This is a genomic window from Arthrobacter sp. 05T442, assembly GCF_056395945.1.
In genome coordinates this window covers 14934-41391 of record NZ_JBFTKM010000005.1, presented here as the reverse complement: position 1 = coordinate 41391, position 26458 = coordinate 14934, and the positions used below count along the sequence as shown (strand labels likewise).

Below are 26458 nucleotides of genomic sequence, written 5' to 3'. Positions count from 1 at the left end.
AAAGAGTGAAGCCTTAGCCCGTGGGTCTCGATCGATGACCGGGTGCAGTGCAGTCCAGTCGACAGATGCTGGACTGGGTTGATGCGGCTGGGCTCCGTGAACCATGAAACGGAGGTGACTCTCTATGGAGGGTCCCGAAATCCAGTTCTCAGAAGCAGTCATTGACAATGGCCGCTTCGGCAAGCGTGTAATCCGCTTTGAAACCGGCCGCCTTGCCAAGCAGGCAGCCGGCGCAGCGATGGTCTACATCGACGAAGAGACCGCGCTGCTGTCCGCTACCACCGCCGGCAAGCACCCGCGTGAAGGTTTCGACTTCTTCCCGCTGACCGTCGACGTCGAAGAGCGCATGTACGCCGCCGGCCGCATCCCGGGCTCATTCTTCCGCCGCGAAGGCCGCCCCTCCACGGAAGCCATCCTGGCCTGCCGCCTGATGGACCGCCCGCTGCGCCCCGCCTTCGTCAAGGGCCTGCGCAACGAGGTCCAGATCGTCGTCACCGTGCTCTCCATCAACCCGGACGAGCTCTACGACGTCGTCGCGATCAACGCGTCCTCGATGTCCACCCAGCTCTCCGGCCTGCCGTTCTCCGGCCCGATCGGCGGCGTCCGCGTTGCCCTCGTCGCCGACGAGCACGGCTCGCAGTGGGTTGCGTTCCCGAAGCACTCCCAGCTTGAGAACGCCGTCTTCAACATGGTCGTTGCCGGCCGCGTTAAGAATGACGACGTCGCCATCATGATGGTTGAAGCCGAAGCCACCGACAACTCCTGGAACCTCATCAAGGAACAGGGCGCCACCGCCCCGACCGAAGAGGTTGTCTCCGAAGGCCTCGAAGCTGCCAAGCCGTTCATCAAGGCCCTTTGCGAAGCCCAGTCCGACCTAGCGGCCCGCGCCGCCAAGCCGACCGTCGAGTTCCCCGTCTTCCTGGACTACCAGAACGATGTCTACGCCGCTGTCGAGTCCGCTGCGGCCGAGAAGCTGGCCGCTGTCTTCCAGATCGCCGACAAGCAGGAACGCGACACAGCGTCCGACGAGCTCAAGGACGAGGTCACCTCTTCCCTGGCCGGCCAGTTCGAAGGCCGCGAAAAGGAGCTGTCCGCAGCCTTCCGCTCCGTCACCAAGCACGTCGTGCGCCAGCGCATCCTCACGGACCAGATCCGCATCGACGGCCGCGGCCTGACGGACATCCGCCAGCTCACCGCCGAGGTTGAGGTCCTGCCCCGCGTCCACGGCTCGGCCATCTTCGAGCGCGGCGAGACCCAGATCATGGGTGTCACCACGCTGAACATGCTCAAGATGGAACAGCAGATCGACTCGCTGTCTCCCGTGACGCGCAAGCGCTACATGCACAACTACAACTTCCCGCCGTACTCCACAGGCGAGACCGGCCGCGTCGGTTCCCCGAAGCGCCGCGAAATTGGCCACGGTGCCCTCGCAGAGCGCGCCATCATGCCGGTGCTGCCCTCCCGCGAGGAATTCCCCTACGCCATCCGCCAGGTGTCTGAGGCTCTCAGCTCCAACGGTTCGACGTCGATGGGTTCCGTCTGCGCCTCCACGCTGTCCCTGCTCAATGCAGGTGTGCCGCTGAAGGCCGCCGTTGCCGGTATCGCCATGGGCCTGGTCTCCGACCAGGTTGACGGCCAGACCCGCTACGCCGCGCTGACCGACATCCTCGGCGCCGAAGATGCCTTCGGCGACATGGACTTCAAGGTTGCCGGTACCGCCGAGTTCGTCACGGCCATCCAGCTGGACACCAAGCTCGACGGCATCCCGGCCTCGGTCCTGGCAGCCGCCCTGAAGCAGGCCCGCGAAGCCCGCCTGCACATCCTGGATGTACTGAACTCCGCGATCGACACCCCGGACGAGCTCTCCGAGTTCGCGCCGCGCGTCATCGCGGTCAAGATCCCGGTAGACAAGATCGGCGAGGTCATCGGCCCGAAGGGCAAGATGATCAACCAGATCCAGGAAGACACCGGAGCCGACATCTCGATCGAGGACGACGGCACTGTCTACATCGGCGCGACGAACGGCCCGTCTGCCGACGCAGCACGGTCCGCGATCAACGCCATCGCCAACCCGCAGATCCCGGAAATCGGCGAGCGCTACCTGGGCACGGTCGTCAAGACCACGACCTTCGGCGCCTTTGTTTCCCTGACCCCGGGCAAGGACGGTCTGCTGCACATCTCCGAGCTGCGCAAGATCGCCGGCGGCAAGCGCGTTGACAACGTCGAGGACGTCGTCTCCGTGGGCCAGAAGATCCAGGTGGAAATCACCAAGATCGATGACCGCGGCAAGCTCTCCCTGTCGCCCGTCGTGGCTGACGAGGCAGGCTCCGGGGACGCCGACAACGCTGAGGTCTCCGTGGAGTCCGCAGAGTAGCGTTTCCTGAACCAAGCAGCGGGGCCGGTGGATCACTCCACCGGCCCCGCTGGCGTTAACCCGCTGGTACGATTGCAGGCAGATTTGGCACGTTTTCCCTGAAAGGCCTTGATGACTGTCGTCCCCCTGCCGCTAGAGCAGAACCAGCACGCTGACACCCTGATCCACGGCGCCGACGGCGGTCCGGTGGTGCGCCGCTCGGTGCTGCCCGGCGGCGTCCGTGTGCTGACCGAGGCGATGCCCGGCCAGCGGTCGGCCACCATCGGCTTCTGGGTCGGAGTCGGCTCCCGCGACGAGGCCCCCGGCCAGCACGGCTCCACGCATTTCCTGGAGCACCTCTTGTTCAAAGGCACGAAGCGCCGCACGGCTTTGGAGATCGCCTCGGCCTTCGACGAGGTCGGCGGGGAATCCAACGCCGCCACCGCGAAGGAAAGCACCTGCTACTTCGCCCGCGTGCTCGACACCGACCTGCCGATGGCGATCGACGTCATCGCGGACATGATCACCGGCGCCGTCCTGGATTCGCAGGAGATGGAGCAGGAGCGCGATGTCATCCTCGAGGAGATCGCGATGGACAGCGACGATCCCACCGACGTCGCGCATGAGCACTTCGTGGCCGCAGTGCTGGGCACCCACCCGCTGGGACGTCCGATCGGCGGCACGCCGGATGCCATCCGCGCTGTCGCCCGGGACTCCGTCTGGGACCACTACCGCCGCTACTACCGGCCGGATGAGCTCGTCATCACCGCCGCCGGCGGACTGGACCACGACGTCGTCTGCTCCCTCGTGGTGGACGCCCTCCACGCGGCCGGCTGGAGCCTTGACCCGGCCGCGACGCCGGTGCAGCGCCGCCCCACCGAACGTGCCGACATCACAGGCACGGCCGGTCTTCACGTGGTCAAGCGGCCGGTGGAACAGGCCAACATCATCATGGGTTGCCCCTCGCTGGTCGCTACGGATGACCGCCGCTTCGTCATGAGCGTGCTCAACGCGGTCCTCGGCGGGGGCATGTCCTCGCGGCTGTTCCAGGAGGTCCGCGAGAAGCGCGGTCTCGTCTACTCGACCTACTCCTTCGCCTCCTCCTACGCTGATGCGGGCTACTTCGGCATGTACGCCGGCTGCACGCCGTCGAAAGTCCGGCAGGTTGTTGACCTCCTCGGCGCGGAACTGGACAAGCTGGCCGAGGGCGGCATTTCCGACGACGAGCTCCGCAAGGCCGTCGGACAGCTCTGCGGCGGAATCGTGCTGGCGCTCGAGGACACGGGGTCCCGGATGTCCAGGCTGGGCCGCGCGGAGCTGGTCTCCGGCGAGTATCAGGACATCGACGAGACGCTGCGGCTGATCAAGGCCGTGACCTCGGCCGAGGTCCAGGTTCTGGCCCGCGAGCTTGCGGCCGCACCGCGGACCGTCACGGTGGTCGGCCCGTTCGAGGAAACCGAGACCTTCGGGCTCTGAGCTTCCCCCGTGCCTTGAGGCCGCCGGCACCCCCTGTGACCGGCCGGCGCACCTTTACATGGCCGGTGCCCCGCGTGATGATGGGGGCGGGGTCACTCGGGAGGAACCATGGACCGGCCACTGGCGGGCAGCGCACACGAGGCGCTTGAGGCGCTCCTGGGTCATTGGACCGGAACCACGCACTGGGAGGCCACTCCCTGGGGCCCGGCGCGTGCTGCCGACGCCGAGCTGACTTTCGCCCGGGCAGCCGCCGGGCTGGCCGTCACCCACAGCTACCGGCACACGGAGGCCGACGGCACCCGCTCCGAGGGCCACGGCGTCTTCACCATGGACCCCGACCATCCGGACACCCTCTGGTACCACGTCAACAGCATGGGCCTGCCCCCGGAAGCGCCCGCGCGTGCCAGCTGGCAGGACGGCACCCTCACCATGGAGCGGCGCAGCGACCGGGGCACCTCCAGGCACACTTTTCGGGTGGACGACGGCGTGCTGACGCACGCGGCCGGCCTCCGGCTCGGCCAGGCGGTCGAGTTCACCCCCTTCATGAGGTCGGTCTGCCGGCGCCTCCCCGAGGGCGGCGCAGTCCGCGCCTGAGTTAGGACGCCCGCTGCCGGACAGGTGCTCAGCCGCCGGCGAACGGCGGCAGGACATCCACGACGTCGTCCGTCTTCAGGGCGACTGAGTGATGCCGCACCGCCACCTCGTTGAGCAGAAAGCTGGACCTGGAGAGGATGCGGGCGAGCGGCGGTGTTCCCGCCGGCGGCTCCGGGCGTTCCACTGCGAGCATGGCCGCCAGCGCCGAGGCGACGGTGGCGCCGTCGGGGAGATCGAAGTGTTCTTCTTCCACGCCCGCGGCAGCGCGCGCCGCAGCGAAATAACGTACGTGCACGGGAAATCAGCCTCCGATAGCGCTCATGCTGCGGTCCGGCTGGACGAAGTCCGGGGCGTCCAGGCCGACGTGGTCCATGCCGTGCGCCTTGGGCTTGATCCACATGGCGTCCTGCCAGCGTTCGGCGAGCTGTTCGTCGCTGGCGCCTTCGCGCAGGAGCCCGAGCAGGTCCACTTCCTCGCGGGAGAACAGGCAGCTCATGATCTTCCCCTCGGCCGTGATGCGGGTGCGGCGGCAGTCCGAGCAGAACGGCTCCGTGACGGAGGCGATGATGCCCACGGTGCCCAGCACCGGCCCGGTGGCCTCGCCGGTGCCGGGGATCCGGGCACGGACCTCGAAGCGTTCCGCCGGGGCGCCGTCGCGGGCCCGGGGATCGGAACTGAGGACATAGTCCGTGGAGAGCAGCTCGCGGATCTCCGCGGCGGTGATCATGTTCCGGCGGGTCCAGCCGTGGTCGGCGTCGAGCGGCATCTGCTCGATGAAACGCAGCTCATACCCGCGGTCCAGGGCCCAGGCCAGGAGGGCCGGGGACTCGGCGTCGTTGATCCCGCGCATGAGTACAGCGTTGAGTTTGACGGGGCCCAGGCCGGCAGCCCAGGCCGCGTCCACACCGGCCAGGACCTTGTCCAGGAAGGGCCGGCGGGTCAGCTTGGCAAAGGTTTCTTCATGCAGGGAGTCCAGCGAGACGTTGATTCTGGTCAGTCCCGCGGCTTTGAGTCCGGCGGCCTTCTTGTCCAGGCCGACGGCGTTGGTGGTCATCGAGATCGGCAGGTCGGGGTGGGCCTGGCGGAGCGCGGCGATGATCTGCAGCAGGTCCGCCCGCACCAGGGGCTCTCCGCCGGTCAGCCGCAGTTCCCGCACGCCGAGCGTGTCGACGCCGATCCGCACGATCCGGACGATCTCCTCCGCGGACATGACCGCCTGCTTGGCCAGCCACTCCAGGCCCTCGGCCGGCATGCAATAGGTGCAACGCAGATTGCACTTGTCGGTGAGGGAGAGCCGCATGTCCGTGGCGCGGCGGCCGTAGCGGTCCACGAGCCCGGCAGGCATGCCGGCCGGGCGCCCGGTCAGCTCTGGTGTCCCGGAGGCGGCCGCACCAGGGTCACCCTGTCCACGAGGCTGGGGCATGCCCAGTTGAACTGTCATAAAGTCAGGCTACGCCAGTTCAGGGCAAGCATCACGCCTGTCGAGGCAGGGATCCCCGCCGGTCCGCGGGAAACGGCCACTCGGCCTGTTCCCCCCGGCATCCCCCGGCCCGCTCCCGGTCCGGCCCGGCCCAGGGAGCCGTGCCGGAACCCGGTCCCGAACCTATGCTGGAAGCGTGAACACAACCCAGATTCCACCGGTAAAGGCCGCCAGCGACAACCGGGGCGCGACCTGGTGGGCCGCAGCTGCCGGACTCGTCGCTGTCGGTGCCGCGGTGGTGCTGGGTGAACTCGCCGCGGGACTGGTCAGCCCGGCCGTATCGCCCGTCACTGCCGTCGGGGGCGCCGTGATCGACGCAGTCCCGCCCGGCGTCAAGGAATGGGTGATCTCGGTTTTCGGCACGGCGGACAAGCTGGCGCTGCTGGGCGGCATGGCGCTGGTCATCGCCGCGCTGGCGGCCCTGTCCGGAGCCCTCGAAGTCCGCCGCCGCTTCGCGGGAGTGGCGGTCATTGCCGTGTTCGGCGCTGTGGGCCTCGTGGCCGTGCTGACCCGGGCCGAGCTGACTGCAAATGCCATCCCCGTCCCCGTGCTTGTCGCGCTTGTGGGCATGACACTGTTGCGCTGGTTGATACGGCGGCTGGGGGAGTGGCAGCTCCTGACGGTCCAGCCCCAACCGGCGGAGCCCCAAGCCCCGTCCGAACCCGGCCGGCGCCGCTTTCTGCAGGCGCTCGGCGGAACGGCGGCGGCCGCGGCCGTGGCCGGGGTGTTCGCCTCAACGCTCAGGGGGGCAGCCGCCGTCGTCAGTGAGGTACGGAGCAAACTGGCGCTCCCCGCGGCGGCCTCGCCCGCGCCGCCGGTCCCGGCGGGGGCCGAGATCCGGCTGGACGGCCTTGGCCCGCTCGTCACCCCCAACAAGGACTTCTACCGGATCGACACCGCGCTGCGCGTGCCGCTCGTGGATCCGGATCAGTGGACACTCAAAGTGACGGGCCTTGTGGAACGGGAAGTGGAGCTCGACTTCCCCGCCCTGCTCGCCAAACCGATGACGGAACGGCATATGACCATCGCCTGCGTCTCCAACGAGGTGGGCGGGGACCTGATCGGCAACGCCCGCTGGCTCGGCTGGCCGGTCCGGGAACTCCTGGCCATGGCTGGTCCAAAGCCCGGGGCGGACATGGTCCTGTCCCGCAGCACGGACGGCTTCACAGCGGGCACACCGCTGGAGGCCCTCACGGACAGCCGCGACGCCCTGCTCGTGGTGGGCATGAACGGCGAGCCGCTGCCGCTCGAGCACGGGTTTCCCGTCCGGCTGATCGTGCCCGGACTCTACGGCTATGTCTCGGCGACCAAGTGGGTGACGGAGCTGAAGGTGACGCGCTTCGCCGATGACGCCGGCTACTGGACACCACGGGGCTGGTCCGAACGCGGACCCATCAAGACGTCCTCCCGAATCGACGTGCCCGGGGCCGGCCGCAGCGTGACGGCCGGGACGGTGGCGTTCGGCGGCGTCGCCTGGTCCCAGCACACGGGCATCGGGAAGGTGGAACTGCGGGTCAACCGCGGCGCCTGGCAGGACGCCGAGCTGGCGCCCGGCATCTCGAAGGACACCTGGTATCAGTGGAAGCTGGCACTGCCGCTGACCGCGGGAAAATACGAAATCCAGGTCCGCGCCACGGACCTCGACGGCGTCCCGCAAGTGGAAGACCGCGCCCCGGTGGCACCCAGCGGAGCCACCGGCTTTCACACGGTTACAGTTGACGTGAAGTAGCCAGCCGAGCCAAAGGTCACCGCCTCATGCACCGCACCCCGACACGGCACGTCACCGTCGAAGCCCACCGCGGGAAGGTGCTTGCCCTCCTGGCCCCGCTCCGCACCCCGGAGCGGATCGAGCGGCTCCCGCTCCTGGATGCCCTGGGCCGCGGGCTCGCGGCCGACATCCTGGCCCCGCTGGACCTGCCCCCGTTCGCGAACTCCCAGATGGACGGCTTCGCGATCCGCAGCGCGGACGTACCCGACGGCGGCACGGAGCTCAGCGTCGTCGCGCCCGTCCCCGCCGGTGCCGCACCGCCGGACCTCGAACCCCGCACCGCCGCCCCCATCATGACCGGTGCGATGATGCCGCCGGGAGCCGACGCCGTCGTGCCCATTGAGCAAGCAGTCCCCGACGCCTTCCCCGAGCCGGGTGAACCGGCCACCGTCAGGCTGCCTGCCGCCGCGGCGGGAAGTTTTGTCCGCGACGCCGGAAGCGACATCCGCGCGGGGGAGCTGGCGCTCGCCGCCGGAACGTTCCTGGGCCCGGGGCAATTGGGCCTGCTGGCCGCCCTGGGGTTCACCGAGGTTCCCGTCCATGCCGCCCTCCGGATCCTGCTGGTCACGACCGGCGACGAGGTCGTCGAACCGGGAAGCCCGCTGGGTACCGGCAAGATCTACGATTCCAACGGCACACTGCTCGAGTCATCGATGCGCCAGGCCGGACTGCAGGTGACAAGGACCGGCATCTCCACCGACCGGCCCGAGGAGCTTGCAGCCTTGCTGCGCAGGCATGCCCCGGCCGTGGACCTCATCGTCACCACCGGCGGTGTCAGCAAGGGCGCCTACGAGGTCGTCCGGCAGGCCATGGCCGGACACGACGTCGACTTCGGGGCCGTAGCAATGCAGCCCGGCGGCCCGCAGGGAATCGGCAGGTTCGACGGCGTTCCGGTCCTCGGGTTTCCCGGTAACCCGGTGAGCTGCCTGGTTTCCTTCGAGATGTTCCTGCGCCCGGTGCTTTCGGAGCTGTTCGGGTCGCCGGCGCCGCGGACCGTGGTACGGGCCCGGCTGGACGGGCCGCTGACGTCTCCGCAAGCCAAGCACCAGGTCCGGCGCGGCACATTGACGTCCGAGGGGACGGTACGGCTCGAAGGCGGCGCAGGCTCCCACCTGGTCCATGCGCTGGCGCGCTCCAACGCCCTGGTCCACGTGCCTGACGGAACAGCGGCGCTCGCCGCGGGCGCCGAAGTGGAAGTATGGATACTGTGAACGAAGCAGAGAACGCCGAGACAGCAACCGCGGCAACGGCCCCGCCAGTCCTGACCCATTTGCGCCAGGATGGTTCCGCGCAGATGGTGGATGTGTCCAACAAGGCGGAAACGACCCGGGAGGCGACGGCCACCGCGACCGTCCGCAGCACCCGGGAGGTCCTGGTCCTCCTTGGCTCGGGCGGCCTGCCCAAAGGCGATGCCCTGGCCGTCGCCCGCGTGGCCGGCATCATGGCCGCCAAGAAGACCCCCGACCTCATCCCGTTGTGCCACCCCCTGCCGATCACGAAGGTCACGGTCGACTTCGAGCTCGACGCCGAATCGGTCACCGTCTTCGCCACCGTCAAGACCCGCGGCGTCACCGGGGTCGAAATGGAAGCACTCACCGCGGCGTCGATTGCGGCGTTGAGCGTGTACGACATGATCAAGGCCGTGGACAAGCACGCGGTCCTGACCGACATCAAGGTGCTGGCCAAAAGCGGCGGCAAGAGCGGGGACTGGACACTGTGAGCATGCCCGAACCCCACCGCCACGGCGACGCCACAGGCCGGAAGGCCGGCGTCGTGATCGCCTCCACCAGGGCGGCTTCCGGCGTCTATGACGACCTCACCGGCCCCGTCATCATCGACTGGCTCACCGAACACGGCTTCGAACCGTTTCCCGCGCTGGTGGTTCCCGACGGCGAGAGCGTCGGCGCCGCAATCCGGGCGCTCCTGACCCAGCAGCCCGCCGTCATCATCACGAGCGGCGGCACGGGCCTCAGCCCCACCGACGCCACGCCGGAACAGACCCTTCCCCTTCTGGACCGCGAAATTCCGGGCCTCATGGAGGGCATCCGACGCGCCGGCACGGCCAAGACGCCTATGGCCATGCTCAGCCGGGGCCACGCCGGCGCCGCCGGACAAACGTTCATCATCAATCTTCCCGGGTCCCCCCAGGGCGTCATGGACGGCCTGGGCGTGCTGGATCCCATCCTCGGACACCTCTGCGACCAGCTGGAAGGCAGCCATGGGCACTAAATCAGGATTCGAAGTCGTGCACGCCGTCCTCAGCGCCGAGCCCATCTCCGTGGACCAGGCCATCGCGGCGGTCGAGTCGGACACCGCCGGCGCCGTGGTGAGTTTCAGCGGCGTGGTCCGGAACCACGACGGCGGCAAGCCTGTTGAGCGGCTCAGCTACAGCGCGCACCCGACGGCGCACCAGGTGATGGCCGACGTCGTAGCGCAGCTGGCCGCCGAGCACTCGGCCGCGGGGGCGGATGGCCCGGCCCAGCCGGTGCGGATCTGGGCAGCCCACCGGATCGGCATGCTGGACATCGGCGACCCGGCCCTGGTCTGCGCTGTCTCGGCCGCGCACCGGGGGCAGGCCTTCGCGGTGTGCGCCGAGCTCGTGGACCGGATCAAGGAACAGGTTCCGGTCTGGAAGGAACAATTCTTCGCCGACGGCACAGTCGAATGGGTCGGCGCCGGCGGGTAGCCTGTCGGCCCGTCGGGTCTGTAACCCAATCCGCCGGTTCAGGAACGCGACGGCCCCGGCGGTAGGGTTGATGCCATGACCGAACAACTCGCCGTCGCCGTCCTGGGCGCCAACGGGCGCATGGGCGCCGAGGCCGTCAAAGCCGTGGAAGCCGCACCCGACCTGAAGCTCGTCGCGGCACTTGGCCGCAACGACCCCCTGGACACCCTCGTCGACGCCGGCGCACGGGTCGTGGTGGACCTGTCCGTCCCCGAAAGCACCGAAGGAAACGTCCGCTTCGCCGTCGAGCACGGCATGCACGCCGTCGTCGGCACTACCGGCTGGGACACGGACCGCCTGGCCGGGCTCGAGGCGCTCCTCGCCACGCAGCCAGGCGTCGGTGTCCTGGTCGCCCCCAACTTCGCCCTCGGCTCCGTCCTGGCGACCGCGTTCGCGGCCAAGGCCTCCAAGTACTTTGAGTCGGTTGAAGTCATCGAACTGCACCACCCGGACAAGGTGGACGCCCCCTCCGGGACGGCTGTGCGCACGGCCCAGCTGATTGCGGCCGAGCGTGCCGCTGCCGGGGTGGCCGCCAGCCCGGACGCCACCACCACGGAGCGCGCCGGCGCGCGGGGCTGCGACGTCGACGGCGTCCGGGTCCACAGCGTCCGGCTCCGCGGCCTCGTCGCGCACCAGGAGGTCTTGCTGGGCGGCCCGGGGGAGCAGCTGACCTTCCGGCACGACTCCTTCGACCGCGCCTCTTTCATGCCCGGCGTGCTGCTCGGCGTCCGCAACGTCAGCGCCAAGCCGGGCCTCACGGTGGGCCTCGACGGCTACCTGGACCTGGGACTCTGAACGCCGTGGCAAATGTGCTGACCACCCTGAAATCCAACCGCACCAAGATCTGGGTCGGCGCGGTCACATTGCTGCTCGTCTTCTACCTGGTGGTGTCCTTCCAGCGCTCGGTGCTCCTGATGTCCGACGCCAACCTCGTGGCCAAGGCCATCGGCGTGGCCTACCTCATCCTGCCGGCCATCGGGGCCTGGGCCCTGGTCCGGGAGCTTCTGTTCGGTGCCCGCACGGAGCGGCTCGCGAAAATCCTCGAAGCCGAAGGCGGCCTGCCCGAGGACACACTGCCGCGCACGCCGGCCGGGCGCATCATCCGCGAGGCCGCAGACCTGGAATTCCAGAAGTACCGTGCCGAGGCCCAAGCGGCCCCGGAGGACTGGCGTTCCTGGTTCCGGCTCAGCTGCGCCTACGACGCCGCCGGCGACCGCAAGCGGGCCCGGGCCTCCATGCGCGACGCCGTGCGGCTGTTCCGCGCCGGGGCGTCGAACGCCTGACGCGTCTACGACCCGTGTCTTGACCGTGACTTCGCCTGTGACTTAGCGGAGGCGGGCGGGCTGGTACCGACCGAGCCGGTTGGCGGCATGCGCCGCCCACTCCAACGGGCCGCGCCAGGCCAGCGCCGCAAAGATCCCGCCGACCGCCAGCATGACGGCGGCCTGGGCCCAGTACACGCCCTCCACCATCCAGCCCGGCGGCAGCGGCTGCCCGTGGAGGGCGGCCATGACACAGATATGGGCAGCGTAGAGGCTCAAGGTCATGGCCCCGATGCCCCGCAGCGGGAGCAGCAGATCGAGCTCGACCCATTCGCCGAGGCGGCCCAGCAAGAGGCATGCCCCGATGACGGCGGCCGCGGCCCCGGACGTGTGCACGAGGTCCAGCGTCGTGCCGGCGTGCGGCGAACTGGTCGCCAGCCACCACAAGGAGCCGGACTGCTGGATGCCCGCGAGATTGACCTGCAAGAGGCTATCGAGCGGGTACCCGGGGTCAGCCAGCCGTGACTGGAGCGCAGCCCGGCCGCCCCAGTCCTCCATCATGACAACGCCCAGCCACTTGGCGAGTATTGCCACGACCGTGCCTCCTGCCAGCAGCAGGACCGCCACGCCGGCCTTCGACAATGCCAGCCGGCCGAGGGCGAGGCCGACCAGCAGATACGCGATCCACTGGAACACCGGGTAGTAGCCGGTCAGGAAGAGGTCGCCCAGGAGCCGGCCCGGAGTGGACAGATCCTCCCAGCCGGGATTGTGTCCCAGCTGCAGGGGAGGCGTGGGGGACAGGAGCCAGGGCCGCAGCAGGTAGGCCAGGACGGGGGTGAGGAAGACCCAGGCGCCCGCGAGTACAAGCAGCCGCTTCATGCCGAGTCCGAGGAACGGCAGGATGCAGAGGAACAGCACCGCGTAATGGACCAAAATGATGGCGATGTTGACTTCCAGTCCGCCCAGGCAGAGTCCGACGGCGCCCACCACCAGGGCGCGGCAGGCAACGCCGCGGCGGGCCGCCCAGAGGGCCGCGCCTTCCAATGGCCGCTGCTTTCCCGTCGACAACGCCAAACCGACGCCGGCCAGCACGGCGAACAGAGCCGAGGCGCGGCCGGAAAACGTGAGCCCGACCCATGTGGGGGTGAGCTGCGCATCCGACGCGAAGGTGGGCAGGACATGGGTTGCCATCATCGCCAGCAGCGCCAGCCCGCGGGCGGCGTCGATACCGGCCAGCCGCACGCCGGCTGATTGGCCTTTGGCGGTCCGGGAAGCAGTAGCCATTCCGCGCGGGGTCATCGTCCGATCGTCTCATGACCGGCACGGGCGGCGGCCGTCCCCGGTGCCGGCCGCCGGGTGATATTCACATCACCCGGGCACACCTTGTATTCGAATATATGTTCGAATACCATGAGTCCATGGACAACACATCAGAACCCGCAGCCCGGGGCTCGGCCGTCAGGGACGCTGCCAGGGACGCCAGGGACGCCGCCAGTGGTGGCGACAGGAGTGGCGACAGGGGTGCCGACAGGAACGCGGTCCGGGGCACCCTCAAGGACCCGGCTCTTGCCGGGAATGGCCAGACGGGCCCCGGCGGACCCGGCGTCCTCAAGGCCATGAGCCCGGGCGTCGTTGATTTCCTTTTCCGTCAGCTGGTTTCCGGCGGACCGGCCGAAGACGTCCAGTGGCAAAAGGAAGGGACAGCGCTCGCGGTGCAGCCGCCCGGGGCCGAACTTGCGCGCCGGCTCGCCGAGACCGACCTCGACGCGCTGACGCCAACCGAAGTGTTCCACTACGTCCGTGCGGCCCAGCGGCTCGCCGGCTGGGCCGAGGGCCTGCGGGAAGCCGCGGTCGCCCGCTACTGCTCGGCACCCTCAGCCGGGGATTCCCCCTCTGCGTCATCTGCTTAGGATGGCAGGGTGATAAGCCCGTTGACGCTCTCCGCCATCCAATACGAGGCGCTCGACGGCGGCCTCACCGCCAATGTGCCCGAGCATGTCCGCCTGATTGAAGACGCTGAATCGCACGGAGCCCGTCTGGTGATTTTCCCGGAACTCTCACTCATGGGCTATCGGCTGGACGTGCTCGCGGCTCCTTTCCAGTGGGTGGTCCACGACGATCCGCGGCTGGACGGCATCCGGGAAATTTGCCGGCGTAGCGGCATCACGGCTGTCGTCGGTGCCGCGTTCAGGGATGACGACGGAACGCCCCGCCTGGCCTCGCTCGCGGTGCACCCGTCCGGCGACGTCGAACCGAGCTTCAAAACGAGGCTGCACGGGCAGGAACGAGAACTGTTCACGGCCGGCACGGCTCCGGCTGTCCTGGATCTTGACGGCTGGAAGATCGCCCTGGCCATCTGCGTCGATGCGGCCCACCCCGGCCATGCAGGCGCGGCCGCGGAAGCCGGCGCGGACATCTACGCCGTCTCGGCCCTCTACACGGCCGGGGAAGACCAGCGGCTGGCCCTGCACCTCGGAGCCCGCGCCATGGACAACCGGATGTTCGGCGTGCTGGCAAACCTGGGCGGCACCACCCCGCTGGGGCCGTCCTGCGGGCTGAGCGGCTTCTGGGGCCCGGACGGGCTCGTCATCCGCCAGGCCGCCTCGACCGGGACCGAGGTGCTGACGGCGACCCTGCAGCACGGCGCGTTGGACCGCTGCCGGACGCCCGTAAAGTGACACCAGGGCGGCCGCGTTTGACGTGCATCACGTCACCGCCATTGCTCTAACCTGCCGCAGACAAGGTAACGTTTTTCATATGGCTGACTCTGATATTCGCTCTTACACGTTCGGGACCCTCGTGACCGCCATGGTCACGCCTTTCACCACCGACGGTGAAGTCGACTACAAGCAGTCCGCGGAACTGGCCACCAGGCTCGTCGACGACGGCAACGACGCCCTCGTTATTTCCGGCACCACGGGGGAAACCTCCACCCTGGAAGACGACGAAAAAGAGAAGCTTTTCCGCGTCATCGTCGAGGCTGTCGGTGACCGTGCGAAGGTTATTGCCGGTACCGGCACCAACCACACCTCGCACTCGATCGAGATGGCCAAGCGTGCCGCCAAGGCCGGCGCCCACGGCCAACTGATCGTGACTCCGTACTACAACAAGCCGAGCCAGGCCGGCATCCAGGCCCACATTGAAGCCATCGCCGACGCCGCCGATCTGCCCGTCATGGTCTACGACATCCCCGGCCGGTCCTGCGTGCCGATCCTGCCCGAAACCATGATCCGGCTGGCGGACCACCCGAACATTGTTGCGCTCAAGGACGCCAAGGCCGACTTTGCCGCCGTCACCCGGGTGCTGGCCAACACGGATCTCGACGTCTATTCCGGCGACGACGGGCTGACCCTTCCATGGATGGCCGCCGGCGCCGTCGGCCTGGTCAGCGTCTCCGCTCACGTCGCGTCGCGGCGGTTCCGCGCCATGATCGACGCCGCACTTGCGGGCGACTTCGCCACCGCCCGCACCATACATTTCGAACTGGACCCCGTGGTCCGTGCAGTGATGACCCATATCCAGGGTGCTGTTGCTGCGAAGCAAGTTCTGAAGTGGCAGGGAATCCTGCCCAACTCGGTTGTCCGTTTGCCCCTCGTGGAGCCGGACGAAGCTGGGATCGAAACCATCCGCGAGGACTTGGCGGAAGCCGGAATGGTCTTTTCCTGATCAGGTGTTCCAACTGACGAGTAAAGACCAGTCCGGCAACCGCCTGGAAAGTAGTGCATTATGACCCAAACCGCCCTTCCCGGCCTTGTCACGCCGCCGAAACTGCTCAAGGACACCCTGCGGATCGTTCCGCTCGGTGGACTGGGGGAGATCGGCCGCAACATGACTGTTTTCGAAATCGACGGCAAGCTGCTCATCGTCGACTGCGGCGTCCTCTTCCCGGAGGAGACCCAGCCCGGCGTCGACCTGATCCTGCCCGATTTCTCCTACATCAAGAACCGCCTCCAGGACATCGTCGCCGTCGTCCTGACCCACGGCCACGAGGACCATATCGGTGCCATCCCGTACCTGCTGCGCTTGCGCGCCGACATTCCCCTGGTGGGCTCCCGGCTGACGCTGGCCCTTATCGAGGCGAAGCTGCTGGAACACCGGGTCAAGCCGGTCACCCAGACCGTCACCGAGGGCCAGGTGCAGAAGTTCGGCCCGTTCGAGTGCGAATTCGTGGCCGTCAACCACTCGATTCCTGACGCACTGGCCGTGTTCCTCCGCACCTCCGGCGGCACCGTCCTGCACACCGGCGACTTCAAGATGGACCAGCTGCCGCTCGACGGCCGGATCACGGACCTCCGCCACTTCGCCAAGCTGGGGGAGGAAGGCGTGGACCTGTTCATGTCGGACTCCACCAACGCCGACGTGCCGGGCTTCACCACCGCCGAGAAGGAAATCGGCCCCACCCTGGACCGGCTCTTCGGCCAGGCCTCCAAGCGCCTGATCGTCGCGTCCTTCTCCTCGCACGTGCACCGCGTCCAGCAGGTCCTTGACGCCGCCGCCAACCACAACCGCAAGGTGGCCTTCGTCGGCCGCTCCATGGTCCGGAACATGGCCATCGCCGAGAAGCTCGGCTACCTCGACGTGCCCCCGGGCATCCTGGTCGACATCAAGAACATCGACAACCTCCCGGACAACCGCGTGGTGCTGATGTCCACCGGTTCCCAGGGCGAGCCGATGGCAGCCCTGTCCCGCATGGCCAACGGTGACCACCGAGTCGTCGTCGGCCAGGGCGACACCGTCATCCTCGCCTCGAGCCTGATCCCGGGCAACGAGAACGCCGTGTTCCGCATCATCAACGGCCTGCTCAAGCTCGGCGCCGACGTCATCCACAAGGGCAACGCCAAGGTGCACGTCTCCGGTCACGCCGCCGCCGGCGAGCTGCTGTACTGCTACAACATCCTGGAGCCGCTCAACGCGATGCCGGTGCACGGTGAAACCCGCCACCTGATCGCCAACGGCAAGATCGCCCTGGACTCCGGTGTCCCCGAGGAAAGCATCCTCCTCGCGGACAACGGCACCGTCATTGACCTCCGGGACCACCAGGCAGACATCGTCGGCCAGGTCGAGGTCGGCTTCGTCTATGTCGATGGCTCCAGCGTCGGCGAAGTCACGGAAGCGGACCTCAAGGACCGCCAGACGCTCGGCGATGAAGGCTTCATCTCCATCATCACTGTGATCCACCGCGCCACCGGCAAGGTCGTCTCCGGGCCCGAGATCCACGCCCGCGGCGTGGCCGAGGACGACTCCGTGTTCGACGAGATCATCCCGAAGATCAACGCCGCCCTGGAAGAAGCCGTGCTCAACCGCTCGGACCACACCACGCACCAGCTGCAGCAGGTTGTCCGCCGTGTCGTCGGCACCTGGGTCAACCGCAAGCTTCGCCGCAAGCCCCTGATCATCCCGGTGGTCCTGGAGGCGTAACCGCTTCGCTTCGCACGGCGACGGCCTTCCCGGCCTGTCCGCAACCCGCGGGTTGCGGACAGGCAGGGAGGGCCGTTTTTGTGTGCCGGCGGATGCAACATGGTTCACGGAGCCCCGGAAATTCGGGGTTTCCGGCCCGGCTTCAGGTACCGTGGCGGGTATGGCGACACGCACCTCTTCCGCGCCTAGAGGAAACTCAAGCGGCAAATCAGGCAGCTCTCCAGGCCGGAGCTCCGGCACTGCTGCATCCAAAACGAGCCGCCCGCGGGGAGCTGCGGGCACCGCCCGCACCCGGCAGCTGGCCGTCGTTGAGGCCCGCCAGCCATGGCTGGTGCGGGTGCTGGCCGGTGCCTGGCTGGGCATCGCCCACGTGGTCGGCGCCGGAATCCGGCGGATCGGCCACGACGTCAGTGCCCTCGCGCCCGAGGACCGCCGCGACGGCGCCGCCCTCTTCAACCTGGCGCTCGGCGTGTTCGTTGCCACCTTCGCCTGGTGGGGGTTCAAGGGATGGTTCCCGGACATCGTGTTCGGAATCGTCAACGGCACCTTCGGCTGGATGTCGCTGCTGCTGCCGCTCATGCTGTTTGTCTGCGCCTTCCGGCTGTTCCGCCAGCCTGCGGACAGCCGGGGCAACAACCGGATCGGCATCGGCTTCCTCATCATGGCCTTCGCCGGCTCCGGCCTGGCCCACATCATCGGGGGCCAGCCGACCGTGGCGGACGGTTTCGACGGCCTGCGCCGCGCCGGCGGCATGCTCGGCTACCTCGCCGCCGCGCCTCTCGCGGCCATCCACCCCGTGGTCCCGGTGGCCCTGTACAGCCTCCTCGCGTTCACGTCCCTGCTGATCGTCACGGCGACCCCGTTCGGTGCCGTCCCCGGCCGGTTGCGTGACGTGTACGAGCACCTTATGGGCATCGATCTTCAAGACCACGACGCCGACGACGACGACCGCCACGACCGCAGCTACCTGTACGAAAACGATGCCCCGGCCCCGAAGAAGAAGCGCCGCCGCCTCTTCGGCAAGGACCCTGTCGCCGACGCCGCCCTCGAAGGCTACGTCGGCGACGAAGCGTTCGAGCATGCGGTCATCGACGACGACGACGAAGCGGGCCCGCCCGCGAAGGGCGCCAAGTCCGTCGCCCCCGGTGTGCGCCGGCCCACCCCGGCCGAGATCGCCGTCGAAAAAATCAAGGCAGCGCAAGGCCTCGGGGCGGCCGGCGCTGCAGGATCAGCTGCAGGTTCCGTGGCGGCGTCCGCGGGGGAGAACGCCACCGAGGCCATCCCGCTCGTGACCCCCGGCATGGTGGCCGCCGGCTCCCTGAACCCTGCCGCCGTGGCGGCAGCCGCCCAGGTGCCCTCGAAGCCCGTCACCCCGGCACCGCTGCCCACGCCGATTCCGCAACGCACCGAACAGCTCTCGCTGGCCGGCGACGTCACCTACACCCTGCCGTCCTCGGACGTGCTGACGCCAGGCTCCATTCCCAAGGAGCGCACCGAGGCGAACGACGCGATCGTAGCCTCCCTGACCGAGACCCTCAACCAGTTCAACGTCGAAGCGCAGGTTACCGGCTTCAGCCGTGGCCCGACTGTCACCCGCTACGAGATCGAGCTGTCGCCCGGCACCAAGGTCGAACGCGTCACGGCGCTGTCGAAAAATATTTCCTATGCCGTCGCCAGCTCGGATGTACGCATCCTGAGCCCCATCCCCGGGCGGTCTGCAATCGGCATCGAGATCCCCAACACGGACCGCGAAACGGTGTCCCTCGGGGACGTGCTGCGCAGCCAGAACGCCCGGCGGACGGAGCACCCCATGGTGATCGGCGTCGGCAAGGACGTCGAGGGCGGCTACGTCGTGGCCAACCTGGCCAAGATGCCGCACCTCTTGGTGGCCGGGGCAACGGGCGCCGGCAAGTCGGCCTTCGTGAATGCCATGATCACCTCCATCCTGATGCGGGCCACCCCGGACGAGGTCCGCATGGTCATGGTGGACCCCAAACGGGTGGAACTGACGGCCTACGAAGGCGTCCCGCACCTCATCACGCCGATCATCACCAACCCGAAGAAGGCCGCCGAAGCGCTCCAGTGGGTCGTCCGGGAAATGGACGCCCGCTACGACGACCTCGCCAACTACGGCTTCAAGCACATTGACGACTTCAACAAGGCGGTGCGGGGCGGCAAGGTCCACCCGCCGGAGGGGTCCAAGCGGGTCATCCGGCCGTACCCGTACCTGCTCGTGATCGTGGACGAACTCGCCGACCTCATGATGGTGGCCCCGCGTGACGTCGAGGATTCCATCGTCCGCATCACCCAGCTGGCCCGCGCGGCCGGCATCCACCTGGTCCTCGCGACCCAGCGGCCCTCCGTCGACGTCGTCACCGGCCTCATCAAGGCCAACGTGCCCTCCCGCATGGCGTTCGCGACCTCCTCTGTCACGGACTCCCGCGTGGTCCTGGACCAGCCGGGCGCCGAAAAGCTCATCGGACAGGGCGACGCCCTGTTCCTGCCCATGGGCGCCTCCAAGGCCATGCGTGTCCAGGGGGCGTGGGTCACGGAGTCCGAAATCCACAAGGTGGTCGAGCACGTCAAGGGCCAGCTCAAGGCCGTGTACCGCGACGATGTCGCCCCCGAGGCGCAGAAGAAGCAGATCGACGATGACATCGGGGACGACCTCGAGGTCCTCCTGCAGGCCACCGAGCTTGTGGTGACGACCCAGTTCGGCTCCACGTCGATGCTCCAGCGCAAGCTCCGCGTCGGTTTCGCGAAGGCCGGCCGCCTCATGGACCTGCTCGAGTCCCGGGGAGTGGTGGGCCCGTCCGAGGGATCCAAGGCCCGCGACGTGCTGGTCAAGCCTGACGACCTCGCCGCCGTCCTGGCCGCCATGAAGGGCCTCGAGGCGCCCGCCGTCGCCGATTCCCAGACCGCAGCGCTGAGCGAGAATGCCAACGCGAACATCGCCCAGGGCGGCTATGCCGAGGACCTTGTGGCCGCGGACCTGGACCGGCGCGGCCAGAACGTGGAGTACTTCGACGGCGGGGACGGCCCCGGCGGCGCCTCAGGTGAGGACGACGACGGCTCCGAGGACGCCTGGTCCCTCACCGGACGGTAGCCTAGGAGGGTGAATAGCGCCGAAGCCGACAGCGCCGGTTCCGCACCGCGGATCTGGAACCTCCCGAACATCCTGACGATGCTGCGGATCGTGCTGGTGCCCTTCTTCGTCTGGTTCCTCATTGCCGACGCCCCCGGGCTGCACCCCGGGAACGGGCTCTGGCGCTGGCTGGCTGCCGCAGTTTTTGCGGTTGCCATCTACACGGACAAGCTCGACGGCGACATCGCCCGCAGCCGCGGACTCGTCACCGACTTCGGCAAGATCGCCGACCCGATCGCGGACAAGCTCCTCATCGGTTCCGCCCTGGTCATGCTCTCGGTGCTGGATGAACTCCCGTGGTGGGTCACCATCCTGATCCTGGTCCGCGAATGGGGCATCACCGCACTGCGCTTCTTCGTCATCCGCTACGGCGTGATCCCGGCGTCGCGGGGCGGGAAACTCAAGACCGTCGTGCAGACGGCCGCCATTTTCCTGTACGTCATCCCGCTGGGGTCCCTTGCCCCGTGGCTCGGCGTCCTGGCCTTCGCGGTCATGATGGCAGCGCTGGCCATTACTGTCTGGACCGGCGGCGAATACGTCATTGAGGCGCTGAAGCTGCGGGCCAGCGGCATCCGGGCACAGAAACAACAGGTAGGGGAAGGCAAGCCATGACCAATCTGCATCCGACTCTCCATCCGAATCTTCACCGCATTTCCGGGCAGGCTGTAACCGGTGCCCTTGAGCGCGGGCTGACCGCTGCCACGGCCGAGTCCCTCACGGCCGGCATGGTGGCGGCCGTGCTGGCAGACACTCCCGGCGCCTCGGGAATGCTCCAAGGCGGCGTGGTGTCCTACTCGAACTCGGTCAAGGCGGACGTTCTCGGCGTGCCCCGCGAACTCCTTGACGCCGTCGGATCCGTGGACGGACAGGTCGCGGCGGCCATGGCGGAGGGCGCACGCCGGATCTGCGGCGCCGACATCGGCGTGTCCACCACCGGGGTGGCAGGCCCCGAGCCGCACGACGGCAAGCCCGTCGGGACGGTCTTCGTCGGCGTCGCCACGGCGGAGGGCGCGACGTCGTACGCGTATGCCTTCGAGGGGAGCCGGCCGGAAATCCGTGCCCTGGCCTGCGGCGCGGCCCTGGAGCGCCTGCTCGAAGCCCTATCTTCCAAAGGCTACCCGGCGTAAAGTTGCTGGGAACAAAAGTTGATTCCGAATAGTTGTTACATTGTGTCGCCTCCGAATATGGGGGCGCCTAGGATGAAAGCATTAATAGTCCGCCGCTAAGGGCGGACTCGACGTACGAGGGAGCAAGGCGATACAGATGGTAAAGCAGCCCGTATCCGTGAACGGCGTTGTCCGCTGGAAGGATGTGGGCCTCGCCGATCAGGCAAAGAGCGAACAGAAGGAGCGCAAGATGGTTGTACTTCGTCACGAAATCGGTGATGTACTCCGCGATGTCCGCCAGCGCCAAGGCCGTACCCTCCGCGAAGTCTCGCACAGTGCCCGCGTTTCCCTGGGCTACCTGAGCGAAGTGGAACGCGGCCAGAAAGAAGCCTCCTCGGAGCTGCTTTCCTCGATCTGCTCGGCCCTCGATGTTCCGCTCTCCAGCATGCTCCGCGAAGTCAGTGACCGCGTCGCCGTCGCTGAGGGCGTAGCAGTTCCGGACACCGTCCCGCAGGAGTTCGCGCAGCGCTACGGCCGTGACCTGGACCGTGAGCTCAACTCCGACCTGAACGACGAGTTGGCCAAGGGGCTCCTTTCCGGAGCACGCTAGCCCGGACCAGCTACATCAATGAAAGAGCCCCCGGCGACACGCCGGGGGCACTTTTCGTTTGTGGCGCTGTCGTCGGCCCCGTTTCTTCCGGGTCGCTTCCCTGGGGAACCGCGGCCTACCGGGACTCTTCCTTGGGGAAGCCGTCCCGCTCGTATGTCGCGTTAAGCTTCGCGATGTACGTGGCAAGGGTCTGCAGTTCCTCGACCGGCCATTCCCCCAGCCGTTCGCGGAAGACCTCACGCCGGGCGTCCTGCACTTGGTGCATCTTTTCCTCGCCCTCGGGCGTGAGGCGGATTGACTGCGCACGCCCGTCGAGCGGATCGGCCTCCTTGGACACCAGGCCAAGGTTTTCAAGAAAAGCGATCTGCCGGCTCACGGAGGGCTTGCCGACGCCGATGCACGAGGCCAGCTCAGTGAGCCGGATGGGCCCCTGGCGGCGGATCACGCTCAGGAGTCCGTACGCGGCAGGTTCCATGTCGGGATGGACCTCCCGCGAGAGCTGGTGGGAGACGGAACGGCCGCGGCGCCAGAGCACGCTGATCTGGTGCTCGACGGCGGTTAGTGCTGCTTCTGCGGGGTCCTCGGCACTCCCGGAGATTCCGGTGTCCTCGGCTGAGTTGCTCATGGCAACCATTCTAGAGTCCCGGCACGTGAGAGACTTTACCGGTGCGAATCAGTGACTTTTGGCGGCTCATGGACGACGAGTTCGGAGCCGGATACTCCCGCGTACTCAGCAGTTCGCTGGTGCTGGCGGGGGTGGGCGGACGCACGGCGGACCAGGCGCTGGGTGCCGGCGTGCCGCCGCGCCAGGTCTGGCTTGCCCTGTGCGACGTCCAGGATGTCCCGCCCGAGCGTCGACTGGGCCGCGACGTCAAACCCCGCTGACCGGCGGCAGCCTGAAGCCCGGGGCAGCCCGCAGCCGGCGGACGATGAAACCTGACACGCCGCCCTGTTGTTCGAATATCTGTTCGGGTAGGGCTATGCTTTTTTCAGAGCGTTTTCCACATGCGCGATGCCAGCCGGCAACTTTGTCGGTGGGTGCCATTAGCGTCAGTGATGACAGATAAACGGCCGCAACGGCCGCTCCACAGCGAGTAAACATTAGAGGTGTGAACCATGGCCGCAGCCCCGGATCGTGAAAAGGCGCTCGAAGCAGCGCTTGCCCAGATTGACAAGCAGTTCGGCAAGGGCTCGGTCATGCGCCTGGGCGATGAAGTCCGTGCGCCCATCGAGGTCATTCCGACCGGCTCCATCGCGTTGGATGTGGCCCTTGGAATTGGCGGCCTGCCCCGCGGACGCGTCGTTGAAATCTACGGTCCGGAATCCTCCGGTAAGACCACCGTGGCCCTGCACGCAGTAGCCAACGCCCAGCGGCTGGGCGGCATCGCCGCCTTCATCGACGCTGAGCACGCCCTCGATCCCGAATACGCGGCCAAACTCGGTGTCGACACCGATGCCCTGCTGGTTTCTCAGCCGGACACCGGTGAGCAGGCGCTGGAGATCATGGACATGCTGATCGGCTCGGGGTCCCTCGACGTCATCGTGATCGACTCCGTCGCCGCCCTTGTTCCCCGCGCTGAAATCGAAGGCGACATGGGCGACAGCCACGTCGGCCTCCAGGCCCGCCTCATGAGCCAGGCCCTGCGTAAGATCACCGGCCGCCTGAGCCAGACCAAGACCACCGCCATCTTCATCAACCAGCTCCGCGAAAAGATCGGCGTCTTCTTCGGCTCTCCGGAAACCACCACCGGTGGTAAGGCCTTGAAGTTCTATGCATCCATCCGCATCGACGTCCGCCGCATCCAGACGCTCAAGGAGGGGGCGGACTCCGTCGGCAACCGCACCAAGGCCAAGATCGTCAAGAACAAGATGGCCCCGCCCTTCAAGATCGCCGAATTCGACATCATCTACGGCCAGGGCATTTCCCGCGAGGGCGGCATCATCGACATGGGTGTCGAGCACGGCCTGATCAAGAAGTCCGGTTCGTGGTTCACCTACGACGGCGACCAGCTGGGCCAGGGCATGGAGAATTCCCGCCGCTTCCTGCGCGACAACCCTGAGCTGGCTGCCGAACTCGAGCGCCTCATCAAGGAAAAGCTCGGCGTGGGTGTGAAGGCCCCGGCTGAAAAAGAGGCATCTCCGAAGCTGAAGGCCGTTGACGGCTTCTAACGGCGCGCCCTCCCACGCCGCGGCCTCCCGCGGGAGGCCGCGGAAAGCGGGAGGTTTCCGGCAGCGGAACCCCGGCACCGGCGTCGGTAAGAGCGACGCCGGCGCCGGTCCTGACGGCGCCGGGTTCGCGGATGACTCCGACCATGGCGACTCAGCGCCGGCCGGGGCGGGCTCCCGGTCACGGCGCGCGGAGCCGGACCCCGACGCCGACCCTGCTGCGGTGGCCCGGGCCATCGTGTTGCGCCAGCTGACACAGTCCCCGAAGAGCCGGTTGCAGCTTTCGCGCAAGCTGTCCGAGCGCAACGTCCCCGACGACGTTGCCGAGGCCGTGCTGGACCGCTTCGAAGAGGTGAACCTCATCGACGACGCCGAATTCGCGGACATGTGGGTACGCAGCCGGTCCCAGACCCGCAAGCTAGCCAGGGGCGCCCTGCGGCGTGAGCTGGCGGACAAGGGCATCGATCCTGATACCGCGTCCGAGGCCTTGGAGCAGCTCAGTGACGAGGACGAGGAGGCGGCTGCCCGCGAACTGGTAGAGCGCAAGCTCAGGGGCTTCACCGGCTCCGATGACCGTGGCGAACGGGACAAGACGACGCGGCGGCTGGCGTCGATGCTCGCACGCAAGGGGTACCAGCCCTCGCAGGCCTTCCGGATCGTGGGCGAGGTGCTCGCTGCCGCCGCCGGACGCGCGGAACCGGACGACTGAACCAGCCCGGGCAGCAAGCCCCCAGGGTTACGGTGCAGAGCGCGTACCCCTAAACCCGGTACCCTTAACAGGTGAGTTTGACCATCCCCTCCCCAGCAGCCGGCAACACTCCCTCAGCAGTCAGCGCTTCGGCGCCTGAGACGGTGCCGGTCCCTGATGCGCCGCAGTCCCGCACCTACCAGGTGCGCACTTTCGGCTGCCAGATGAACGTGCATGATTCCGAACGCATGGCTGGGATGCTCGAGGCCGCGGGCTATGTCCCCGCCTCAGGCGAACTCGCCGACGTCGTGGTCTTCAATACCTGCGCCGTGCGGGAGAACGCCGACAACAAGCTCTACGGCAACCTTGGCATCCTGGCCCCGGTGAAGGCCGCCAACCCGGGGATGCAGATCGCAGTCGGCGGCTGCCTGGCGCAGAAAGACCGCGAGGCCATCCTGAAAAAGGCGCCCTGGGTCGACGCGGTCTTTGGCACCCACAACGTCGGGGCCCTGCCGGCCCTCCTCGACCGGGCACGCCACAACAACGAGGCGCAGCTGGAGATCCTCGAGTCGCTGGACGTCTTCCCTTCCACCCTGCCGACAAAACGCGACTCGGTCTATTCCGGCTGGGTGTCCATTTCGGTCGGCTGCAACAACACCTGCACCTTCTGCATCGTGCCCGCCCTGCGCGGCAAGGAGAAGGACAGACGCCCGGGTGACATCCTGGCCGAGATCCAGGCCCTCGTCGACGACGGCGCCATCGAAGTGACACTGCTGGGCCAGAACGTGAACTCCTACGGGGTCGAATTCGGCGACCGGCAGGCGTTCTCCAAGCTGCTGCGGGCCTGCGGGAACATCCCGGGCCTGGAGCGCGTGCGCTTCACCAGCCCCCACCCCGCCGCCTTCACGGACGACGTCATCGACGCCATGGCGGAGACGCCCAACGTCATGCCCCAGCTGCACATGCCCCTGCAGTCCGGATCGGACAAAGTCCTCAAGGACATGAAGCGGTCCTACCGCTCCACTAAGTTCCTCGGCATCCTCGAAAAAGTCCGGGACAAGATCCCGCACGCGGCGATCTCCACCGACATCATCGTCGGCTTCCCCGGCGAGACCGAGGAGGACTTCCAGGCGACCCTGGACGTGGTGGAGAAATCCCGCTTCGCCACAGCCTTCACCTTCCAGTACTCCAAGCGTCCCGGCACACCTGCCGCCGAACTGCCCGACCAGCTCCCCAAAGCCGTGGTGCAGGAGCGCTTCGAACGCCTTACCGCCCTGCAGGACCGGATCGCTGCCGAGGAAAACAGCCGCCAGCTGGGCCGCCGCGTCGAAGTCATGGTCACCGCCCAGCCGGGCCGCAAAGCGGAGGAGACGCACCGGCTTTCCGGCCGGTCCCGCGACCAGAGGCTGGTCCACTTCTCCGTTCCTGCGGGTGCCCAAGTGCCCCGCCCGGGGGACCTCGTGACAGTCACGATTACTGAGGCTGCCGCGTTCCACCTCGTCGCCGATCCGGCGTCGGCGGAGGACTACAGCCTGCGGCGGTCCCGCGCAGGGGATGCCTGGGACCGTTCGCAGGCGGATTCCTGCGGGGCCCCGGTACCGGGCGCCGCCGCGGGCAAGACAGGGGTCTCCCTGGGCATGCCTGCGCTGCCGGTCCGCGGCCGCTAG

The 26458-nt window shown here is 67.9% G+C and carries 26 protein-coding genes; 22 read left to right on the top strand and 4 right to left on the bottom strand.

Annotation, left to right across the window (positions count from 1 at the left end; translation table 11 throughout):
- Positions 1 to 124 precede the first annotated feature (124 nt).
- The 3 genes from AC1DES_RS07350 (at position 125) to AC1DES_RS07340 (ending at position 4423) form a co-directional block, all read left to right on the top strand.
- Positions 125 to 2374 (top strand): polyribonucleotide nucleotidyltransferase, encoded by a 2250-nt coding sequence (locus AC1DES_RS07350; RefSeq protein WP_476895044.1) that lies wholly within the window; start codon positions 125 to 127, stop codon positions 2372 to 2374.
- Between the two features lie 111 nt (positions 2375 to 2485).
- A complete protein-coding gene (locus AC1DES_RS07345; protein WP_476895043.1) occupies positions 2486 to 3829 on the top strand; it encodes a M16 family metallopeptidase in 1344 nt (447 codons plus the stop codon).
- Between the two features lie 108 nt (positions 3830 to 3937).
- Positions 3938 to 4423, top strand: a complete 486-nt coding sequence (locus AC1DES_RS07340) for a DUF1579 domain-containing protein (protein WP_476895042.1) — start codon at positions 3938 to 3940, stop codon at positions 4421 to 4423.
- 28 nt (positions 4424 to 4451) lie between these two features.
- Here AC1DES_RS07340 and AC1DES_RS07335 read toward each other — a convergent pair whose 3' ends face one another.
- Together AC1DES_RS07335 and moaA are read right to left on the bottom strand one after the other, a co-directional pair.
- Positions 4452 to 4718: a MoaD/ThiS family protein gene (locus AC1DES_RS07335; RefSeq protein WP_476895041.1), complete on the bottom strand. Its 267-nt coding sequence runs from the start codon at positions 4716 to 4718 to the stop codon at positions 4452 to 4454.
- Between the two features lie 6 nt (positions 4719 to 4724).
- Positions 4725 to 5864: a GTP 3',8-cyclase MoaA gene (moaA, locus tag AC1DES_RS07330; protein ID WP_476895040.1), complete on the bottom strand. Its 1140-nt coding sequence runs from the start codon at positions 5862 to 5864 to the stop codon at positions 4725 to 4727.
- A gap of 175 nt (positions 5865 to 6039) precedes the next feature.
- Here moaA and AC1DES_RS07325 point away from each other — a divergent pair, with 175 nt between their 5' ends.
- The 7 genes from AC1DES_RS07325 to AC1DES_RS07295 all read left to right on the top strand — a co-directional run bounded on the left by AC1DES_RS07325 (position 6040) and on the right by AC1DES_RS07295 (position 11679).
- Positions 6040 to 7632, top strand: coding sequence for a molybdopterin-dependent oxidoreductase (locus AC1DES_RS07325; RefSeq protein WP_476895039.1), 1593 nt, complete (start codon positions 6040 to 6042; stop codon positions 7630 to 7632).
- Positions 7633 to 7658: 26 nt separating this feature from the next.
- A complete protein-coding gene (locus AC1DES_RS07320; RefSeq protein ID WP_476895038.1) occupies positions 7659 to 8882 on the top strand; it encodes a molybdopterin molybdotransferase MoeA in 1224 nt (407 codons plus the stop codon).
- A complete protein-coding gene (gene moaC, locus AC1DES_RS07315; RefSeq protein WP_476895037.1) occupies positions 8870 to 9391 on the top strand; it encodes a cyclic pyranopterin monophosphate synthase MoaC in 522 nt (173 codons plus the stop codon). The genes AC1DES_RS07320 and moaC overlap by 13 nt, the downstream gene beginning before the upstream one ends.
- 2 nt (positions 9392 to 9393) lie before the next feature.
- Positions 9394 to 9900, top strand: a complete 507-nt coding sequence (locus tag AC1DES_RS07310) for a MogA/MoaB family molybdenum cofactor biosynthesis protein (protein WP_476895036.1) — start codon at positions 9394 to 9396, stop codon at positions 9898 to 9900.
- Complete coding sequence (locus AC1DES_RS07305; RefSeq protein WP_476895035.1) at positions 9890 to 10357, top strand: molybdenum cofactor biosynthesis protein MoaE; 468 nt, start codon at positions 9890 to 9892, stop codon at positions 10355 to 10357. The genes AC1DES_RS07310 and AC1DES_RS07305 overlap by 11 nt, the downstream gene beginning before the upstream one ends.
- Before the next feature lie 75 nt (positions 10358 to 10432).
- Entirely contained in the window at positions 10433 to 11191 is a 759-nt protein-coding gene (gene dapB / locus AC1DES_RS07300; RefSeq protein WP_476895034.1) for a 4-hydroxy-tetrahydrodipicolinate reductase, read from the top strand.
- A 5-nt stretch (positions 11192 to 11196) separates the two neighbouring features.
- The gene (locus AC1DES_RS07295; RefSeq protein WP_476895033.1) at positions 11197 to 11679 is read left to right on the top strand and encodes a hypothetical protein; all 483 of its coding nucleotides are present in this window, start codon (positions 11197 to 11199) and stop codon (positions 11677 to 11679) included.
- A 42-nt stretch (positions 11680 to 11721) separates the two neighbouring features.
- On the opposite strand, the gene AC1DES_RS07290 is transcribed toward AC1DES_RS07295, so the two are convergent.
- The gene (locus tag AC1DES_RS07290; RefSeq protein WP_476895032.1) at positions 11722 to 12957 is read right to left on the bottom strand and encodes a heparan-alpha-glucosaminide N-acetyltransferase domain-containing protein; all 1236 of its coding nucleotides are present in this window, start codon (positions 12955 to 12957) and stop codon (positions 11722 to 11724) included.
- 119 nt (positions 12958 to 13076) lie between these two features.
- Here AC1DES_RS07290 and AC1DES_RS07285 point away from each other — a divergent pair, with 119 nt between their 5' ends.
- From AC1DES_RS07285 to AC1DES_RS07250, 8 genes are all read left to right on the top strand, one after another.
- On the top strand, positions 13077 to 13568 hold the full coding sequence (locus AC1DES_RS07285) for a hypothetical protein (RefSeq protein ID WP_476895031.1): 492 nt from the start codon (positions 13077 to 13079) through the stop codon (positions 13566 to 13568).
- A gap of 9 nt (positions 13569 to 13577) precedes the next feature.
- Positions 13578 to 14336: a carbon-nitrogen hydrolase family protein gene (locus AC1DES_RS07280; protein ID WP_476895030.1), complete on the top strand. Its 759-nt coding sequence runs from the start codon at positions 13578 to 13580 to the stop codon at positions 14334 to 14336.
- 79 nt (positions 14337 to 14415) lie between these two features.
- Positions 14416 to 15324 carry a 4-hydroxy-tetrahydrodipicolinate synthase gene (gene dapA, locus AC1DES_RS07275; protein ID WP_476895029.1) on the top strand — a complete coding sequence of 303 codons (909 nt, stop codon included), beginning with the start codon at positions 14416 to 14418 and terminating at the stop codon, positions 15322 to 15324.
- A gap of 60 nt (positions 15325 to 15384) precedes the next feature.
- Positions 15385 to 17076: a ribonuclease J gene (locus AC1DES_RS07270; protein ID WP_476895028.1), complete on the top strand. Its 1692-nt coding sequence runs from the start codon at positions 15385 to 15387 to the stop codon at positions 17074 to 17076.
- Positions 17077 to 17236: 160 nt separating this feature from the next.
- Positions 17237 to 20182 carry an FtsK/SpoIIIE family DNA translocase gene (locus AC1DES_RS07265; RefSeq protein ID WP_476895027.1) on the top strand — a complete coding sequence of 982 codons (2946 nt, stop codon included), beginning with the start codon at positions 17237 to 17239 and terminating at the stop codon, positions 20180 to 20182.
- 9 nt (positions 20183 to 20191) lie between these two features.
- Positions 20192 to 20833, top strand: a complete 642-nt coding sequence (pgsA, locus tag AC1DES_RS07260; protein WP_476895026.1) for a CDP-diacylglycerol--glycerol-3-phosphate 3-phosphatidyltransferase — start codon at positions 20192 to 20194, stop codon at positions 20831 to 20833.
- Positions 20830 to 21348 carry a CinA family protein gene (locus tag AC1DES_RS07255; RefSeq protein WP_476895025.1) on the top strand — a complete coding sequence of 173 codons (519 nt, stop codon included), beginning with the start codon at positions 20830 to 20832 and terminating at the stop codon, positions 21346 to 21348. Before pgsA ends, AC1DES_RS07255 begins: the two co-directional genes overlap by 4 nt.
- A 136-nt stretch (positions 21349 to 21484) precedes the next feature.
- Positions 21485 to 21937 (top strand): helix-turn-helix domain-containing protein, encoded by a 453-nt coding sequence (locus tag AC1DES_RS07250; protein ID WP_066434909.1) that lies wholly within the window; start codon positions 21485 to 21487, stop codon positions 21935 to 21937.
- Between the two features lie 115 nt (positions 21938 to 22052).
- On the opposite strand, the gene AC1DES_RS07245 is transcribed toward AC1DES_RS07250, so the two are convergent.
- The gene (locus AC1DES_RS07245) at positions 22053 to 22562 is read right to left on the bottom strand and encodes a MarR family winged helix-turn-helix transcriptional regulator (RefSeq protein WP_476895024.1); all 510 of its coding nucleotides are present in this window, start codon (positions 22560 to 22562) and stop codon (positions 22053 to 22055) included.
- A gap of 41 nt (positions 22563 to 22603) precedes the next feature.
- Between AC1DES_RS07245 and AC1DES_RS07240 the strand changes: the two genes are divergently transcribed.
- From AC1DES_RS07240 to miaB, 4 genes are all read left to right on the top strand, one after another.
- Complete coding sequence (locus AC1DES_RS07240) at positions 22604 to 22822, top strand: DUF3046 domain-containing protein (RefSeq protein ID WP_476895023.1); 219 nt, start codon at positions 22604 to 22606, stop codon at positions 22820 to 22822.
- Positions 22823 to 23053: 231 nt separating this feature from the next.
- Positions 23054 to 24106 (top strand): recombinase RecA, encoded by a 1053-nt coding sequence (gene recA, locus AC1DES_RS07235; protein WP_476895022.1) that lies wholly within the window; start codon positions 23054 to 23056, stop codon positions 24104 to 24106.
- Positions 24107 to 24326: 220 nt separating this feature from the next.
- The gene (locus AC1DES_RS07230) at positions 24327 to 24812 is read left to right on the top strand and encodes a regulatory protein RecX (protein ID WP_476895180.1); all 486 of its coding nucleotides are present in this window, start codon (positions 24327 to 24329) and stop codon (positions 24810 to 24812) included.
- Positions 24813 to 24883: 71 nt separating this feature from the next.
- On the top strand, positions 24884 to 26458 hold the full coding sequence (gene miaB, locus AC1DES_RS07225) for a tRNA (N6-isopentenyl adenosine(37)-C2)-methylthiotransferase MiaB (RefSeq protein ID WP_476895021.1): 1575 nt from the start codon (positions 24884 to 24886) through the stop codon (positions 26456 to 26458).